The following is a 15,697-nucleotide window of genomic DNA, read 5'->3' on the forward strand; positions in this document are numbered from 1 at the left end:
CTCCTCCGGGACAAAGCCTGCGGTGATGTTCCGGTCGTCCTCTCGTGACTGATTCTGGATCAGCACCTGAAAGACGATGGATGCGACCTTCTCACCGAACGGACCAGCATGACCCAGACCAAGGATCAGATAGCGCTTCAGCTCGCGGATGCCGGTTATATCGCGGACGAAGGTCTTGCGACGGCACTCCTCCTGACTGGAATGCTCGGGCGGCCACTGCTTCTGGAAGGTGAAGCTGGTGTCGGCAAGACGGAAGTGGCGAAGGCTCTGGCGCGGCTGGAGAACACCGATCTCATCCGCCTGCAATGCTATGAGGGCCTCGACCGCTCCGATGCCATCTACGAGTGGAACTATCAGCGCCAGCTTCTGGCCATCAAGGCGCGGGAAGGATCTGGCGACAGCGCGGAAACTGTCGAGGAAGCGATTTTCTCCGAGAAATATCTACTGGAACGCCCACTTCTTGCGGCCATCCGAAAGGACGTGCCGCCGGTTCTGCTGATCGATGAAATCGACCGGGCAGATGAGGAATTCGAGGCATTCCTGCTTGAGATCCTGTCTGACTTCCAGGTGTCGATCCCGGAACTCGGAACGGTTCAGGCAGTTACAATCCCACGGGTGGTTCTGACCTCAAATGGTACACGCGAACTGTCGGACGCATTGCGCCGGCGTTGCCTTTATCATTTCGTCGATTACCCCTCGCCCGACCGCGAAACACGAATTCTGCTGGCGCGTGTCCCGGATCTGGATGCTGCTCTCGCCCAACAGATCGCCGAACTTATGAACAAACTGCGCAAGGAAGACCTCGTGAAGGTTCCAGGCGTTGCCGAAACCATAGATTGGGCGGCGGCTCTTCTCGGCCTTGGGGCCAAAAACCTGCAGGAGAGCCGGGAGCTTGTCTTTGAGACGCTGTCTTGTGTCCTGAAAACCCGGGAGGACAGTGCCCGTGTCAGCCGCGAAGTTACCGACAGGTTGCTTGGAAAGGTCGCTTGAGCAATGTCCGGCCTTTTCCTTGAAACCAGTGCAGACATCGGGCCGATCCTGAGGCTGCGGCTGGCAGGGTTTGTCCGCTCACTGCGTGACAGCGGCTTCAAGGTCGGATTGGCCGAGACCCGGGATGCTAGCCGGTTGCTGTGTTCGCGGATGATTCAACGCCCCGGAAGCTTGAAGGCGGCCTTTCGCAGTCTTTTTTGCGGACGCTTGTCTGACTGGCAGCGTTTCGACGACATCTTCGATGCCTATTGGATCGGCAAGGGTGTCAAATCTGGCGTGAAGGTTACCGGGACAAGTACGCGCAAGGGCATGAAGACCATTCGCGAACTGATCGATGCAAGTGGTAACCGTCAGGAGACAATTGCAGGCGATGTCGAACGCCTTCCCGGCGAAGAGGATGAGGCGAGCGACGACGCTCCCTCCGGACGCCGGGAAGGTGCGAGCATTGCCGAAAACCTCGGTCAGCTGGATTTCCGACATCTCAGCGATCCGGAGGCGGTTAAACAGGCCCATGAGCTGGCCGAACGGCTCGCACGGGCAATGCGCATAAGACTGACCCGCAGGGATCGTCAGAAGCGAAAGGGCCGAAAGCTGGATCTTCGCAGAACCATCCAGCGTTCTATTGCACATGGTGGGATCCCCATAGATCTTGTGCGTAAAGGCCCACGTGAGAAACTGTTGCGATTGGTGATCCTGCTCGACGCGTCCGGGTCGATGAACAACTACACGGGTGTCTTCACTCGGTTCGTGCACGGTTTGCTTGATAGCTTCCGCGAAGCAGAAGCGTTTCTTTTTCATACCCGTCTTGTGCATGTCTCCTCAGCCCTTTCGGAGCGGGACGCCGGCCGTGCGCTCGATCGCATGGGGCTGATGGCGCAAGGGATCGGTGGCGGCACGAAGATCGGCGCGGCGCTGGCCGACTTCAACAGATGGCACGCCGCCCGGGTCGTCCACTCGCGCACCTGCGTCCTGATCCTGTCGGATGGCTACGACACAGGCACGCCGGAAGCACTTGGCGATGAGATGGCAAGGTTACGGCGGCGCTGCAGGCGCATTGTCTGGCTCAACCCGCTGCTTGGCTGGCAGGGATATGAACCGACGGCCGGAGGCATGGCTGCTGCCCTGCCCCATGTCGATTTCTTCGCGCCAGCCCATAACCTCGCCAGCCTTGAAGCCCTTGAGCCTTATCTTGCGAGACTTTGAACGATGGGAGATGTCGAGATGAAGCATTCTGTTCCCGTGTCCGGCAAAGAGGCCGCGCCAGAGGTCGTGCAGGACCTTCCGCGCCTGATGAACCGATTGCAGGGTGACAACGAACCTTTCGTTCTGGCAACCGTTGTACGCACCATATCGGTGACCGCAGCCAAGGCGGGCGCGAAGGCCGTGATCGACAGGAATGGGGATATTGTCGGCGGCTGGATCGGCGGTGGCTGCGCAAGATCGGCTGTCATCAAGGCGGCAAAGTCCGCTTTTGAAGATGGACAGACACGATTGATCTCCCTTCAACCGGCGGACCTGCTGGCGGAGATCGGCGTGGAAGCCGGTGAGGAGCGCGAAGGCATTCAGTTTGCCCGGAACATGTGCCCGAGCCAGGGCACAATGGATATCTTCATAGAACCGGTTCTGCCGCGGCCCACGCTTGTCATCTACGGCGCCAGTCCGGTTGCCGTTGCCCTTGCGAGCCAGGCGCCTTCCATCGGATTTGACCTGACCTTCTGCGCGCCTGCAGAAGAGCTGTCCGTCTTTTCAGGTGCCGGGAAAAGAGCGGAAGGGTTTGACAGTCCCATTCGAAGCAACGGGCAGATCTACTCCATTATTTCGACCCAGGGGCGCGGCGATCTGGCGGCCCTGAAGGCAGCTCTTCTGACGGATGCGCGCCACATCGGGTTTGTCGGGAGCCGCCGGAAGATTGCAGCCCTCAAGTCTAAATTGCGCGAGGAAGGCGTAGCGGATCAGACCCTCGACCGGATCAAGGGGCCCGCAGGCCTTGATCTGGGAGCCATCGCACCGGAAGAAATTGCACTCTCTATCCTGGCGGAACTCTTGATGATCCGCCGCAGCGGACACCGCCAGACCAACATCCATCACGTTTGACCCCACCAGGGAAGCAACCACATGCAAATGAACGACAGCCAGCGGATCGAAGCTCCAAAGCATAAGGTTTGGGAGGCATTGAATGATCCGGAAGTCCTGAAGGCCTCTATTCCGGGATGTGAAGACCTGATCAAGCATTCCGATACTGAACTGGAGGCGAAGGTACGTCTCAAGGTGGGCCCGGTAAAAGCAACTTTCGGCGGCAAGGTGACGCTCAACGATCTCGATCCGCCGAACGGTTACACCATTGAAGGCGAAGGTTCCGGCGGGGTAGCCGGCTTTGCCAGAGGTGCTGCCAAGGTTCATCTGGAAGAAGACGGTCCTGACGCGACGATCCTTCACTACGAGGTTGATGCGAAGGTTGGCGGCAAGCTGGCGCAGCTTGGTGCCAGACTGATCGATTCGACCGCTAAAAGGCTTGCCGGTGAGTTTTTTACCGCCTTCGGCGAACAGGTCGCCCCGGGAACACCGGCTGCATCGAACGAGATGGAAGCCGATACCGCGCCAGCAGACGCTTCTCCTTCAGATGGCGAAGAGAAGAAGGGATGGATCAAAGGCCTTTTCGGCGGCAAGAAAAAGCAGGACGTGGCTGGTGACGAGGGTAAGGTCGACGAACCTGCGGAATAAATCCCGACTGCAAGAGCCGCTTGCCTGGCTCTTGCAGATATTCAAACCGGAGGAATTGTTATGGTACATACCGAAGTTCAAACCATAAGTGGCATTCGCGAAATGATGCGTGATCCATCGCTGGTTCTGGCGCTCGTCACGGGTTCGGCCTTGACCGGTTTTTTACTGGTGGCGCACGCCTGTTGTCTGGGCATCACCGAACAGCATTTCCTGCCGTTGGTTCAGATCTGCTCTTTCGCCGGCTGAGACTGTTTTATGATAGATCGGCTAAGGCTGCTTAAGGTCTGGGCATGGTGCATTCTTCACCATGCTGCCCATATTCTGCTCAGAACACCATTTGCTGTTGATTGGTTTCGACCAACTCAATCCAGATTCTATTTCTTAAATTATTGAAACAATGTACGAAATTTCCATCTTCGCCTTTCTGGCATTCCCCTTGCTTTGGTTATGATGTGCAGCGCGCCTAGGGATCCGGTCGCAAGACGACGCAGGACCGAGAGGTGCAAGCCGGTTGAGAGGCATATGCCGACATAGACCGGTGACACGGCGGGACAAAAACCCGGGAGACAACTGCACGAGGTTTCGCGCGCGCGAACCTGCTCCCGGCCGTGCGCAAAAACCTCATGACGTAAGTCCGGTTCTGATGACCGGGCCCAAGACAGGAGACGCGCACAGATGTTGAAATCGATTGCCAAAGCTTCCCTCCTCGCCGCAGCGCTGACGCTGCCTCTTTCCCTCACTTCGGCCAGGGCCGAGGAAAAGACGGATTTCAAGGTCTGCTGGTCCATCTATGTCGGCTGGATGCCCTGGGGTTATCTGCAGGACAGTGGTCTCATGAAGAAATGGGCCGACAAATACGACATCTCCGTCGAGATCGTTCAGATCAACGACTACGTGGAGTCCATCAATCAATACACCGCAGGGGAATATGACGGCTGCTCCATGACCAATATGGACGCCCTTTCGATCCCGGCTGGCGGTGGTGTAGACACGACTGCGCTTATCGTCGGTGATTATTCCAACGGTAACGATGGCATCATCCTGAAGGACAAGACCGAGCTTGCCGATATCAAGGGACAAAGCGTCAATCTGGTGGAGCTTTCCGTCTCCCACTACCTGCTTGCACGGGCACTCGACACGGTTGGTCTCAGTGAACAGGATCTGACGGTCGTCAACACATCCGATGCAGACATGATCGCTGCCTATCAGACACTGGATGTCACGGCGGTGGTCACCTGGAACCCGCTCCTGTCTGAAATTGAAGCGGAAGCAAATGCCACCAAGGTGTTCGACAGTTCCGGCATTCCAGGCGAAATCATCGATATCATGATGGTCAATACCGAGACGCTTGCGGACAATCCCGCCTTCGGCAAGGCTCTTGTAGGCGCCTGGTACGAACTGATGGGGATCATGTCGTCAGACAGTGACGAAGGCATCGCGGCACGCACCGCCATGGCCGAAGCCTCCGGCACGGACCTTGCCGGCTACGATGCGCAGCTCGCGACGACCAAGATGTTCTACACGCCCGCAGAAGCGGTCGCGTTCACCAAGTCCGCTGAACTTCCCGAGACGATGAAATTCGTTGCCGAGTTCCTTTTCGACAAGGGCATTCTGGGTGAAGGGGCACCCAGCCCTGAATTCGTCGGCGTCTCTTTCCCGGATGGATCGATCTATGGCGATACCGGAAACGTGAAACTGAAATTCGACCCGAGTTTCATGACGATGGCAGCAGAAGGCACGCTCTAGGCTTCCTTTGCTGATCCGGTGTTCCGGCGCCTCGGCGCCGGAGCCGCAGCCGCAGCCATAGACCGATCGGACCGTTTCATGCGTATTATCAACCGGAAACCCTCCCGGGTCACCGCCCTGGCGCTTGGGCTCCTGCCTTTCGTGCTGACATTGGTCGCCTACGCGATTGCCAGCCATTATCGCCGGCTCGACAATCCGGCGGACAAGCTCCTCCCCTCCATCACCAGCATGGGAGAAGCCTTCTGGCGCATGGCGGCAGTGCCGGACCGGAGGTCGGGAGACCTTCTGCTCTGGTTGGATACTTTCGACAGTCTCTGGCGTCTTGGGACAGGAATGGCAGTGTCGACGCTTCTGGCGATCTCCCTTGGCATTGCCATCGGCTTCATTCCCCATATCCGCAGCGGACTAGCGCCTTATCTCGCGACATTCTCGCTGATACCGCCGATCACCATCCTGCCGATCCTGTTCATCACCTTCGGTCTTGGCGAACTCGCAAAAATCGCCCTGATCGTGATCGGAACGGCACCAGTGATGATCCGTTCCACGGCCCAGGCGGTTCTGGACATTCCGCGGGAGATGATCATCAAGGGGGAAACACTTGGGGCCAGCGTCTGGCAAATGGTTACGCGGCTCGTGTTGCCGCAGGTGCTTCCGCACCTGATCACCAGCCTGCGGCTCTCTCTCGTGCCAGCCTGGATCTTTCTGATTTCAGCAGAGGCTATCGCGTCCACTTCGGGGCTTGGCTACCGCATCTTCCTGGTGCGCCGTTACCTCGCGATGGATGTGATCCTGCCTTACGTCGTCTGGATCACGCTGCTGGCCTTCCTGCTCGACAGAGCCCTGCTCCTCCTGTCGCGCCGCGCCTTCCGATGGCACCATCTGGGAGGGGATGCGCTATGAACACTGCGTCCAAACTCTCGGTCCAGAACCTGGCAAAATTATACGACGGCGTGCCTGTTCTCGAACGGGTCAACCTGGAAGTCCAGACCGGGTCTTTTTGCACGATCGTTGGAGCATCCGGCTGCGGAAAATCGACATTCCTGCGGATGCTGCTTTCCCAGGAACATCCAACCCGTGGACAGATCCTCCTGGACGGCACTCCCTTGCCACTTGAGCCGACACCCGAGCGCGGGATCGTCTTCCAGAAATACTCGGTGTTTTCGCATCTGACCGTGGCTGAAAACCTCATCCTTGCGCAAGAGTTTGAAACGTCGCGCTGGACCGGGCGGCTTTTTGGCACTTCCCGCAAGGCGGCTTTTGAGTCGTCCGACGACCTGCTTGACAGGATCGGGCTGCGTCCAGCGGCAAACAAATATCCGGCGCAGCTGTCCGGTGGCATGCAGCAACGTCTCGCGATCGCCCAGGCCTTGATCAAGAAGCCAAGCATCCTGCTGCTCGACGAGCCTTTCGGCGCACTAGACCCGGGCATACGCGTCGACATGCATGAATTGCTTCTGGGGCTCTGGAAAGAGTTGTCCATGACGGTGTTCATGGTGACGCACGATATTCACGAGGCCTTCAAGCTCGGCACGCGTCTGCTGGTGTTCGACAAGATCCGCCACGACCCGCAGGCGCCACAGGCCTACGGCGCGACCATCACCTACGATCTGCCACTCAAATCGCCAACGGGAGCCTCCTTGCGGTCTCCGGAGGCCATCGCAGGTGCAATTGGTGCTCCACAAACAAACAAGCCCACTCCGTCTTTCCAAAGCATCCATACCCCAAACAATCAGGAATGAGGACCATCCCATGAGTTTCAATCGAGCCTCAGGCCCCAGGACGCACCACCTTGCCGCAGGTCAATTCACCCGAGCCCCCAACCGAAGACAGCATCATCCTGACTTCGACAAACTGCAATTACGAGGTTGGAAGGCCGCTGAAAAGGAAGGTGCCCTGCCCTCCGCCGCGTGGGAAAAGGAAAAGGCCTGGGCACTGCGAATGGGACTGACAGGATCGGATAGTCTTACCGACAAATCGATCCCAACCTTTGCCCGTGGAGAACTGCCCCACTATGCGGGGATCAACACCTTCCTGAAAGCGCCTTACATCGAGGATGTGACAAAGGTCGGGGCTTATGATGCCGCCGTCATCGGCATCCCTTTCGATGGGGGGACCACTTACAGACCCGGTACACGGTTCGGGCCGCAAGGAGTTCGGAAGATTTCCGCGCTCTACACGCCCTACAACTACGAGATGGGTGTCGATCTTCGGGAACAGATGACGCTTTGCGATGTCGGTGACATCTTTACCATTCCTGCCAATATCGAAAAGACGTTTGACCAGATAACGCGGGCGGTCTCGCACGTCGCATCGTCCGGAGCCTTGCCGATCATGATCGGCGGCGATCATTCAATCGGCTTTCCTTGCGTACGCGGGATCGCCCAGTGCACGTCCAAGCGCATAGGTATCGTGCATTTCGATCGGCATATCGACATTCAGGAAAAGGACCTGGATGAGCGGATGCATACGACGCCCTGGTTCCACGCGACAGATCTCGTCAACGTGCCGGCCGTCAATCTGGTTCAGATCGGTATCGGAGGGTGGCAGGTGCCGCGCGAAGGTGTGGAAGTTGCCCGGGAGCGGAACACCAACATCTTCACCATGCGCGATGTCGAGGAACTGGGATTGGCGGAAACGGCCGCACGGGCGCTGGAACTGGCATGGAAGGACGCAGATGCAGTCTATATCTCGTTCGATATCGACAGTGTCGACTGCGGCTTCGTGCCCGGTACCGGCTGGCCGGAGCCAGGTGGCTTTCTGCCGAGAGAGGCACTTGAACTGGTGTCGCTGGTCGCGAAGGAAGGCATCTGCGGTCTGGAGGTCGTAGAAGTTTCACCACCTTACGATTGCTCCGACATCACAGCCCTTCTGGCAACTCGGGTGATTGTAGATGTTCTCGGGACCCTGGTTTCCCACGGAAAAATGGGTTCGCATAAATCCATCATCGACAAGCCGGTGTCCATTCCGGCCGGTCCGGACGTGGAGTAAGGCGATGGCGCGACATCATCACGGGCACGATCACCATGTTCACCACGATCATGAACATGGTCATCATCACCACCACCACCACCACAGACATGACCACGATCATGGTAGTCTCGCCGGACATAATCACGTGGGCCCGGACCATCTGCATTCTCATGTTCATGGGGCCTCGCGTGCGGACCGGGCCGAAGAACTGCAGGCACTTGCGGTGAGCTTCATCGACGGCTTTCGGGCTGCCGACGACAAGACCAGTTACCTGCGTCTTGCCGGCGTCCCGTTTCACCGTCCCGGTGCCGATGGTCTCATACAGCACCTTGTCGACGCAAAGATCGTCAGCAATTGGCAGGTCGGTACAGCCTCGCCGGCCTTTGCTTCCCGAGAACTCGTCTACATGAGTTTTCCAGGTTCAATGGTCCAAGCCCGGGAAACCATGACCTTCACCTTTGTATCCCTGTCGCAACGGTCAGACATTGACCTCATCGACATCCTCACCACTCGTCTGGCCCATGGAGATATCGCAGAATGAAACAGCTTTTGATGACGTCAATTCTTGCCTTGGCATCCACCCCTGCATTTGCACACCCTGGTGCGCACGATCATCTGACCGGTTGGCAGGGCGCAGGTGAGCATCTGCTTGGCTCGCCATTTCATCAGCTGCTGCTCGTCGTGGCTGTTAGCGGGCTGGTTCTGGCCATTTCCCTGGTCCGGAAATCGAAAAAGACCACGAGGAAACAGCCTGTAGAACGCAGGTCCTGAGGGTCTCTCTCGTTAAAGCGGGGCCTTGATACCAACCGAGGTATCAGAGCCCCGCAAGAGTGCTTTTGGAATGATCCGAGAAGAACAGGGTCGTTATGTCGTCGATCGCCATTGGACCGCCGAACAGGTAGCCTTGGCCGATGGTGCAGCCGATATCGACCAGTACATCGCGTTGCTCGACTGTCTCGATGCCTTCGATCAAGACCTGAGAGCCCATGGTTTCGGCAATACCAAGGACCATCTTGAGAATATCGCGAATTTTCTTGTCCTTGACCGCCTTGGTGGCAAACGACCTGTCGATCTTGATTTCGTCCCAGTCAAAGTCCGTCAGGTAAGACAGGGCGGAATAACCGACGCCAAAGTCATCCAGCGAAATGCCGATACCCAGTGATCGCAACTCAACGAGTGTCGTTTGAATGCGGCGCAGATCGCTCATCAGGGTTGTTTCGGTCACTTCCAGTTTCAGCCTGGAGGCTGGCAGACCGGTCCGACCGAGGCATTCGTCGAGCATTGCAACGACGTCGTCGCTCAGAATCTGCGCAACAGAAAGGTTGACCGACAGACTCAGGTCCGATGGCAACAACTGTACTTCCGAACACGATGTTTCCAGGATCTTCCATCCCAGCGAGACGATATCGCCATTGCGTTCAGCGATCGGGATGAATTCCGAGGGTGAAATCCATCCCAGTTCGGAATGGTACCAGCGTGCCAAAGCTTCAACGCCGAAAATCCGCCCGGTCATGAGGTTGAACTGAGGCTGGAAGTGCGGAAGGCATTCGTTCGCCTCTATGGCGCGGGCAAGTGCGTTTTCGACGATTGTACGCCGTTCCATTTCCGCGCGCATGGCCGGTTGGTAGGTCACGACGCGGCGGCGGCCGTGGCTGACGGCATTACCAACCGCGAGATCCGCATTGCGAATGATGTCGGTGGCATCTCGCTCGACGGTGGTTGAATCCGCATAGCCGATAGCTGGTGAAATCAGGAAGGATCCGAGTGCCGTTGGGACCGGGCGCAGGAAGATGTCGTGGATCCGGTTTGCGACGACAGAAGCAGTCAGCCCAACCTCTTCATCACTTACAGTCATGAGGAGAAATCCCTTGCCTCCTGAGCGGGCAAGGCAATTTACACCTTCCATCCGGTCTACCGCGTGACGCAACAGGTCCGCAGTCGATGCCAGGATAGCTTCCTCCGTTACAAGGCTGAACTTGTTGATAGCCGGCAGTCTGGACTCCAGATCGATGTTGAGAATGCTCAAGGTCTGATCAGGAGCAAGTGTATCGTGCGTAGAGCGCACGATCTCTGCAAAGACACGGGAATTTACCAGGCCTGTAACACTGTCGTGGTCCAGCCGGTGCTCCAGGAGCCTGGTTTGCTCGCGAGTTGCCTCTGCCTGTCCTTGCAGCACCTGGCTGCGCTTGTTGGAGAACCAGATCCATCCAAGGCTGACCAGAAGGAAAACAACAACGAGCGCGTCTTGTACAATCTGGTGGAAATGAAAGCTCTTTCTCGCCGCCGACATTTGCTTGGCAGCTTCCTGGGTCACCATCTGATTGATTTGTTGAAGGGAACTTCCTATCCCCTGCAAGATGATCAGTGCATTGCTCACGGAGGTCTGGTCATCGAGCGTATCCAGGAACGGTTTCACCCGGTTGCTCGTACGAACGATGTGGACCAGTTTGTCCTGGATGTAGTCTGACGGCCCCACAATTTCGCTATAGGCGTCGCTGGGCCACGTTTCGAAAGCGTTCAGCAGTGCTTCGTAGGTTTTTCCGGCCTCTGCAGCATCTTCCGGGCTTTTCAAGGCACTGTACCGTGCAATCAGTTTTTCCAGGGCCGTAGTGTTAAAGCGCAGCGTGTCGTTGAGGACCGAACGTTCCAACTGATCCTTGTGAAGGTAGTCGGCTTGAGCGCTATAGAGCGAGTAGGCGTTTACACCGAGCAAAAGCGTAAGGGAGGCGCAAAGCGCCGGAAATCCTATTCGCAACAGTTTATCAAAAATCATTGGCTCAACCGCCCTGATGACAGATTACACCGCCCCAATTGGAGCTTATCGATAGTCCTTTCCGGCCCAATGTCTCTGTCACAGACGAACCGGTGCCCCCCGGCTTGCCATTTCCGGTATCAGCGGCAGGCCATCTACCTGCTGCGCTGGACCAGCGGTGGATTACGCCCGATTGTTAGCGCCGCAAACTTTCACGAAACTTGCGAGTTAAAAACGGTTGTAGACCCTGATCGCGGAAAGATCTTTCTGCCCTTCAATCCACGATGTAGGAATTTAGACCCGACAACGGTTAAGACCGTCTAAATGCCAAAAGACGCAACGTAAATTATGCTTGGTTTTGCGGTGGATAACGGGGATGGGCACAAGATTGCTGTCATGTTGCCATTGTTTACCCAAGGTTGTCTTGACGCGCTCATTCCAACACGAAATCCTGCAGCTGAATCGTGAAATCGTGTTGGGAGCGGGTGCAAATGCCGATCTTAAGGACACTCCGAGATGGGCTTACGCCAACCGGGCTCATAGTAGCGGCCAGTTTCTTCGGTGCCGCACTGACGCCGTCGATGATGCCGAGGGAACCAATTGTACAAGCGACCCTCGCCGCCGTGGCAGCGACGTTTGGCTATGAGGTGACCCTTCTGGCAAGGAGTGTCTGGCGTTATCTGGAGTTGCCGGAGCCCAAGGGACGTTTGTGGACACTCTGGCTCCTTGCCGCTTGCGGTATCAGTCTTGCGATCATGGTCTACAGTCTGTCGAAAGCTGCCAGTTGGCAGAACGCGACCCGTGAAGCTGTTGGTTTGCCGCCGCTCGAGAGCGCAGCGCCGTTCTTCATCGTCACTGTTGGCGTGTTGATCGCACTTTGCTTGTGGCTGGTTTTCCGGGTTGCAGGTGCCTTGCGTAGAGCCGTTGCTGTTGTTCTGGACAAGATGCTTCCAAGGCGCGTCGGCGTGGTCCTGTCCATCGTTCTTGTTGGCTGGTTCCTGTGGGCACTTGTCGATGGAGCCCTTGTACGCAATGCGTTTCGTATGGCCGATACGTCTTTTCTGGCTGCAGACCTGCTGCTTGAACCTGATATCGAAAAACCTGCTGATCCCGAAAAAACCGGCAGTACCCGGTCGCTGGTCAAATGGGAGGAGATGGGGCGTTGGGGTCGTCACTATGTTGCGACCGCTCCGACTGCAGCAGAGATTTCCGAATTCTGGCCGGATAATGCCGTTGATCCGATCAGGGTCTATGTTGGACGAAGGTCTGGCGACACCGCAGAAGAACGCGCCCAACTTGCTTTGCAGGAACTAATCCGCGTTGGCGGATTTGACCGATCGGTTCTTGTGGTTGTGGTACCACCCGGTACCGGTTGGATGGATCCCGGAGCTCACGACACAATCGATTTCATGCTTGGCGGTGATGTGGCGACGGTGGCTGTCCAATATTCCTACCTGACCAGTTTTCTGGCGCTGCTTGCCCATCCAGACTACGGGGTAGATCAGGCTCGAGCCCTTTTCAACGCGGTCTATGCCCACTGGACGCAGATGCCCAAAGACAGTCGGCCGGAGCTTTATGTTCACGGTCTCAGCCAGGGGGCCTTCAACTCCCAGGCGACACTTCCCCTGTTTGACATGCTGGGTGACCCGATCCAGGGCGCCTTTTGGGCTGGGTCTCCTTTCTTTTCGCGATATTGGTCGGAGGTCCGGGATCGGCGGAAGGCTGACAGTCCGGCATGGCGTCCGAACTATGGAAACGGCTCGCTTGTCCGGGTGATGGATCAATATGGCGGACTGGAGGGGAACTATGCGCCCTGGGGGCCAATTCGTGCGGTGTTTCTGAATTATGGCAGCGACCCTATCGTGAACTTCACGTTCGATACGGGTTTCAGGCCGCCAGCCTGGATGGCCTCACCGCGTGCGCCGGATGTTTCAGAAAAACTGTCCTGGTTTCCCGTGGTGACAATGCTTCAGATTGCGCTGGATTCCATGTTTGCGCTGGATGTTCCCAGATACGGGCACTACTACATTGCGCCTGATTACATCGACGGATGGGCTGCAGTTGTCGATCCGGACGGCTGGTCACCAGAAAGAGCGGAAGCGCTGAAAAAGATATTCGAGCGCCGTGATCCTGCGATCTAACGCCTTGAACCAATTGGTTCGACTATCGATTTTCCAGGAGGCTGGCCAGGCCACGCTTGAAGGTTTCTCCGGCTGGTTCTGCTGCTTTCACGATGTCCGCGACCTTGAAGAATTCCATGGTCTTGAAACGGCCGACTGGCGGTTCAATCAACAAATCAGGTTGATTGCAGGCCAATTTGGCGGCGACCAATGAGTGAAGGGTGATCGAGAACGAGCCGATCCAGGTTTCCAGGCCGGTTGGAAGCCCGCTTTTTCGCTCTTCGAAATTGCTGCCAGTAACATCGACAGCGACTGTCGGAATGCCGTCGTCCTGAAAGACATCAAACGGTGTCGGGTTGACGAAGCCCCCGTCTATCAAAACCTGGCCGTCTATCCTGACAGGCGTCAAAAGCATGGGGAGAGCGGACGAGGCTGCAATTGCAGGCAGCAGGGGCCCCTCCTCCAGAACCACCTGCGACTGGGTGTAAAAATCCGTCGCAACGATCTTCATTGGAAGTTTCAAATCCGAGAACTGCTCGGCCAGGTCTTCAGGAAACACCGTTTCGAAAAGAACGATGGGATCGATAATCGCCGGACGGACGACATTGAAAAGCGACGACCAGGTTCGGCCATCCGTCAGAAACAACTTTTGAAGCAACTGCGTTTTCTGGGTGAAGAGATCAACGGCAAACTGTCGGATCTCTCGACCGCTCATACCGCTGGCGTAAAAAGCACCCAGGATCGACCCCATTGATGTCCCGGCAATTTCGACGGGTTTGACACCCAGGTCATCCATCGCTTCCAGAATGGGAATGTGAGCGAATGCCTTTGCGGCTCCGCCACCAAGGGCCAGACGGAACCCCTGGGCAGAGCTGCGGCTGTGTTTCGTCATTTCTGCCTCTGGGGCGCTGCTGGCAGAGGCCAAGCCAGCCATGCTGCCAGATCCAGCAGCGGCCGCGGCGAGCATCAGTTCTCGTCTGCGGATCATTCGTCAAAGGTCCGTATCGTGTGCATGCCGGCGATCCATCCTGGATGGAAACGAAATTACAGTTTCGTTTGTAGAGGTGTCGATGTTGCGATTCAACGTTGCTGAGAGTTCTACGCAAGTCATCAATCAGAACGATCGCGATCGGAAGCAGGTGCTTTACGCACAACATTCAGACAATCGGTCACCGGAATTGAAAACGGCCCGGAACCGCTGGCTCCGGGCCGTCCTGGATAGGTGATAACCGCGATTATTGCGGCAGTTTGTCGTCGATACCCTGCACGTACCAGTTCATGCCGAGAATGGCTCCATCGTCGAGGGCGACGCCATCTTCAGCGGCAACCGAGCCGTCCTGCTTGGTGATCGGGCCGGTGAACGGCTCCCAACCGCCGGCGATCTTGGCTTCGGTTTCCTTGGCCATTGCAACGACATCATCCGGGAGATTGGTGTAAGGCGCCATCACGACGTGACCTTCGGCAAGGCCTGCCCAGGTGCTCTTGGGCTCCCAGGTGCCATCCATGACTTCCTGGATGCGCTCGATGTAGTACGGACCCCAATCGTCGATGATTGCCGTGTATTGGGCTTCCGGTGCGAACTGGATCATGTCGGATGCCTGACCGAAGCCATGCGCGCCACGTTCCTGTGCCACCTGAAGCGGTGCGGTGGAATCGGTGTGCTGCGTAATGACATCGGCACCCTGATCGATCAGCGCCTTTGCAGCGTCGGCTTCCTTGCCCGGATCGAACCAGGAATTGACCCAGACGACCTTCAGCTTGAAATCCGGGTTGACGGACTGAGCACCGAGCAGAAATGCATTGATGCCGGACACCACTTCCGGGATCGGGAACGAGGCGATGTAACCTGCGACGCCGGATTCGGACTGTTTGGCGGCAATCTGGCCGATAATGTAACGGCCCTGGTGGAATTTGGAGTTATAGGTCGCGACGTTGTCGGCAGTCTTGTAGCCGGTCGCGTGTTCGAACTTCACATCCGGAAACTTCTTGGCGACCTTGATCGTCGGGTTCATGTAGCCGAAGGACGTGGTGAAGATGACATTGCAGCCTTCACGGGCGAAACGCTCGATCGCGCGCTCTGCATCCGGACCTTCCGGCACACTTTCAAGATATGCGGTTTCCAGCTTGTCGCCGAAATGCTTTTCCGCATCGAGACGACCCTGATCGTGCTGATAGGACCAACCGAAGTCACCAACTGGTCCAACGTAGATAAAGCAGGCTTTGACGTCTGCAGCGTTTGCGGCAGAGCCGGCAGCTGCGAAGGCAACGGCGGCAACGGTTGCTTTCAAAAGAGATTTCATCTGGTTCTTTCCCCTCTGTTTCGATCTCTCTGTTGCGATCTTGTTTAAGGCCAAACCCCCGATCGCACCGGGGCCGGGCCGACCGGTGGCTGGGAGGC

The 15,697-nt window shown here is 57.0% G+C and carries 15 protein-coding genes; 12 read left to right on the forward strand and 3 right to left on the reverse strand.

The features are described 5' to 3' along the window. Positions 1-108 precede the first annotated feature (108 nt). From FIU93_RS20100 to FIU93_RS20150, 11 genes are all read left to right on the forward strand, one after another. Positions 109-990, forward strand: coding sequence for a MoxR family ATPase (locus FIU93_RS20100; RefSeq protein WP_055654321.1), 882 nt, complete (start codon positions 109-111; stop codon positions 988-990). Positions 991-993: 3 nt separating this feature from the next. Further along, positions 994-2,193, forward strand: a complete 1,200-nt coding sequence (locus tag FIU93_RS20105; protein WP_152506533.1) for a VWA domain-containing protein — start codon at positions 994-996, stop codon at positions 2,191-2,193. A gap of 87 nt (positions 2,194-2,280) precedes the next feature. After that, on the forward strand, positions 2,281-3,084 hold the full coding sequence (locus tag FIU93_RS20110) for an XdhC family protein (RefSeq protein WP_152507648.1): 804 nt from the start codon (positions 2,281-2,283) through the stop codon (positions 3,082-3,084). Positions 3,085-3,105: 21 nt separating this feature from the next. After that, on the forward strand, positions 3,106-3,711 hold the full coding sequence (locus FIU93_RS20115; RefSeq protein WP_173017363.1) for a carbon monoxide dehydrogenase subunit G: 606 nt from the start codon (positions 3,106-3,108) through the stop codon (positions 3,709-3,711). A 60-nt stretch (positions 3,712-3,771) separates the two neighbouring features. Then, positions 3,772-3,957: a hypothetical protein gene (locus tag FIU93_RS20120; protein ID WP_152506534.1), complete on the forward strand. Its 186-nt coding sequence runs from the start codon at positions 3,772-3,774 to the stop codon at positions 3,955-3,957. 429 nt (positions 3,958-4,386) lie between these two features. Beyond that, positions 4,387-5,457: a putative urea ABC transporter substrate-binding protein gene (locus FIU93_RS20125; RefSeq protein WP_152506535.1), complete on the forward strand. Its 1,071-nt coding sequence runs from the start codon at positions 4,387-4,389 to the stop codon at positions 5,455-5,457. A 78-nt stretch (positions 5,458-5,535) separates the two neighbouring features. Then, positions 5,536-6,357, forward strand: a complete 822-nt coding sequence (locus tag FIU93_RS20130) for an ABC transporter permease subunit (RefSeq protein WP_152506536.1) — start codon at positions 5,536-5,538, stop codon at positions 6,355-6,357. Then, positions 6,354-7,196 carry an ATP-binding cassette domain-containing protein gene (locus FIU93_RS20135; protein WP_209010180.1) on the forward strand — a complete coding sequence of 281 codons (843 nt, stop codon included), beginning with the start codon at positions 6,354-6,356 and terminating at the stop codon, positions 7,194-7,196. Before FIU93_RS20130 ends, FIU93_RS20135 begins: the two co-directional genes overlap by 4 nt. Before the next feature lie 10 nt (positions 7,197-7,206). Then, positions 7,207-8,445 (forward strand): agmatinase family protein, encoded by a 1,239-nt coding sequence (locus FIU93_RS20140; protein WP_209009502.1) that lies wholly within the window; start codon positions 7,207-7,209, stop codon positions 8,443-8,445. 4 nt (positions 8,446-8,449) lie between these two features. Beyond that, positions 8,450-8,968 carry a hypothetical protein gene (locus FIU93_RS20145; RefSeq protein ID WP_152506537.1) on the forward strand — a complete coding sequence of 173 codons (519 nt, stop codon included), beginning with the start codon at positions 8,450-8,452 and terminating at the stop codon, positions 8,966-8,968. Further along, entirely contained in the window at positions 8,965-9,198 is a 234-nt protein-coding gene (locus tag FIU93_RS20150; RefSeq protein WP_152506538.1) for a hypothetical protein, read from the forward strand. Before FIU93_RS20145 ends, FIU93_RS20150 begins: the two co-directional genes overlap by 4 nt. A 43-nt stretch (positions 9,199-9,241) precedes the next feature. On the opposite strand, the gene FIU93_RS20155 is transcribed toward FIU93_RS20150, so the two are convergent. Beyond that, positions 9,242-11,200 carry a GGDEF domain-containing phosphodiesterase gene (locus tag FIU93_RS20155; RefSeq protein WP_152506539.1) on the reverse strand — a complete coding sequence of 653 codons (1,959 nt, stop codon included), beginning with the start codon at positions 11,198-11,200 and terminating at the stop codon, positions 9,242-9,244. Between the two features lie 470 nt (positions 11,201-11,670). Between FIU93_RS20155 and FIU93_RS20160 the strand changes: the two genes are divergently transcribed. After that, positions 11,671-13,320: an alpha/beta-hydrolase family protein gene (locus FIU93_RS20160; RefSeq protein WP_152506540.1), complete on the forward strand. Its 1,650-nt coding sequence runs from the start codon at positions 11,671-11,673 to the stop codon at positions 13,318-13,320. A 22-nt stretch (positions 13,321-13,342) separates the two neighbouring features. Here FIU93_RS20160 and FIU93_RS20165 read toward each other — a convergent pair whose 3' ends face one another. Continuing rightward, on the reverse strand, positions 13,343-14,191 hold the full coding sequence (locus FIU93_RS20165) for a patatin-like phospholipase family protein (RefSeq protein ID WP_286202369.1): 849 nt from the start codon (positions 14,189-14,191) through the stop codon (positions 13,343-13,345). 343 nt (positions 14,192-14,534) lie between these two features. Next, entirely contained in the window at positions 14,535-15,599 is a 1,065-nt protein-coding gene (locus FIU93_RS20170) for a BMP family ABC transporter substrate-binding protein (RefSeq protein ID WP_022998629.1), read from the reverse strand. Between the last annotated feature and the right edge of the window lie 98 nt (positions 15,600-15,697).

Origin of the sequence: Labrenzia sp. THAF35 (assembly GCF_009363595.1) — a bacterium.
GTDB lineage: Bacteria > Pseudomonadota > Alphaproteobacteria > Rhizobiales > Stappiaceae > Roseibium > Roseibium algicola.

Bases quoted from the DNA above. Each gene is read 5' to 3' on its own strand.
- FIU93_RS20110 (WP_152507648.1), top strand. From the start codon at position 2,281: ATGAACCGATTGCAGGGTGACAACGAACCTTTCGTTCTGGCAACCGTT.
- FIU93_RS20145 (WP_152506537.1), top strand. From the start codon at position 8,450: ATGGCGCGACATCATCACGGGCACGATCACCATGTTCACCACGATCAT.
- FIU93_RS20170 (WP_022998629.1), bottom strand. From the start codon at position 15,599: ATGAAATCTCTTTTGAAAGCAACCGTTGCCGCCGTTGCCTTCGCAGCT.
- FIU93_RS20125 (WP_152506535.1), top strand. From the start codon at position 4,387: ATGTTGAAATCGATTGCCAAAGCTTCCCTCCTCGCCGCAGCGCTGACG.
- FIU93_RS20120 (WP_152506534.1), top strand. From the start codon at position 3,772: ATGGTACATACCGAAGTTCAAACCATAAGTGGCATTCGCGAAATGATG.
- FIU93_RS20135 (WP_209010180.1), top strand. From the start codon at position 6,354: ATGAACACTGCGTCCAAACTCTCGGTCCAGAACCTGGCAAAATTATAC.
- FIU93_RS20155 (WP_152506539.1), bottom strand. From the start codon at position 11,200: ATGATTTTTGATAAACTGTTGCGAATAGGATTTCCGGCGCTTTGCGCC.
- FIU93_RS20165 (WP_286202369.1), bottom strand. From the start codon at position 14,191: ATGACGAAACACAGCCGCAGCTCTGCCCAGGGGTTCCGTCTGGCCCTT.
- FIU93_RS20150 (WP_152506538.1), top strand. From the start codon at position 8,965: ATGAAACAGCTTTTGATGACGTCAATTCTTGCCTTGGCATCCACCCCT.
- FIU93_RS20115 (WP_173017363.1), top strand. From the start codon at position 3,106: ATGCAAATGAACGACAGCCAGCGGATCGAAGCTCCAAAGCATAAGGTT.
- FIU93_RS20130 (WP_152506536.1), top strand. From the start codon at position 5,536: ATGCGTATTATCAACCGGAAACCCTCCCGGGTCACCGCCCTGGCGCTT.
- FIU93_RS20105 (WP_152506533.1), top strand. From the start codon at position 994: ATGTCCGGCCTTTTCCTTGAAACCAGTGCAGACATCGGGCCGATCCTG.
- FIU93_RS20100 (WP_055654321.1), top strand. From the start codon at position 109: ATGACCCAGACCAAGGATCAGATAGCGCTTCAGCTCGCGGATGCCGGT.
- FIU93_RS20160 (WP_152506540.1), top strand. From the start codon at position 11,671: ATGCCGATCTTAAGGACACTCCGAGATGGGCTTACGCCAACCGGGCTC.
- FIU93_RS20140 (WP_209009502.1), top strand. From the start codon at position 7,207: ATGAGTTTCAATCGAGCCTCAGGCCCCAGGACGCACCACCTTGCCGCA.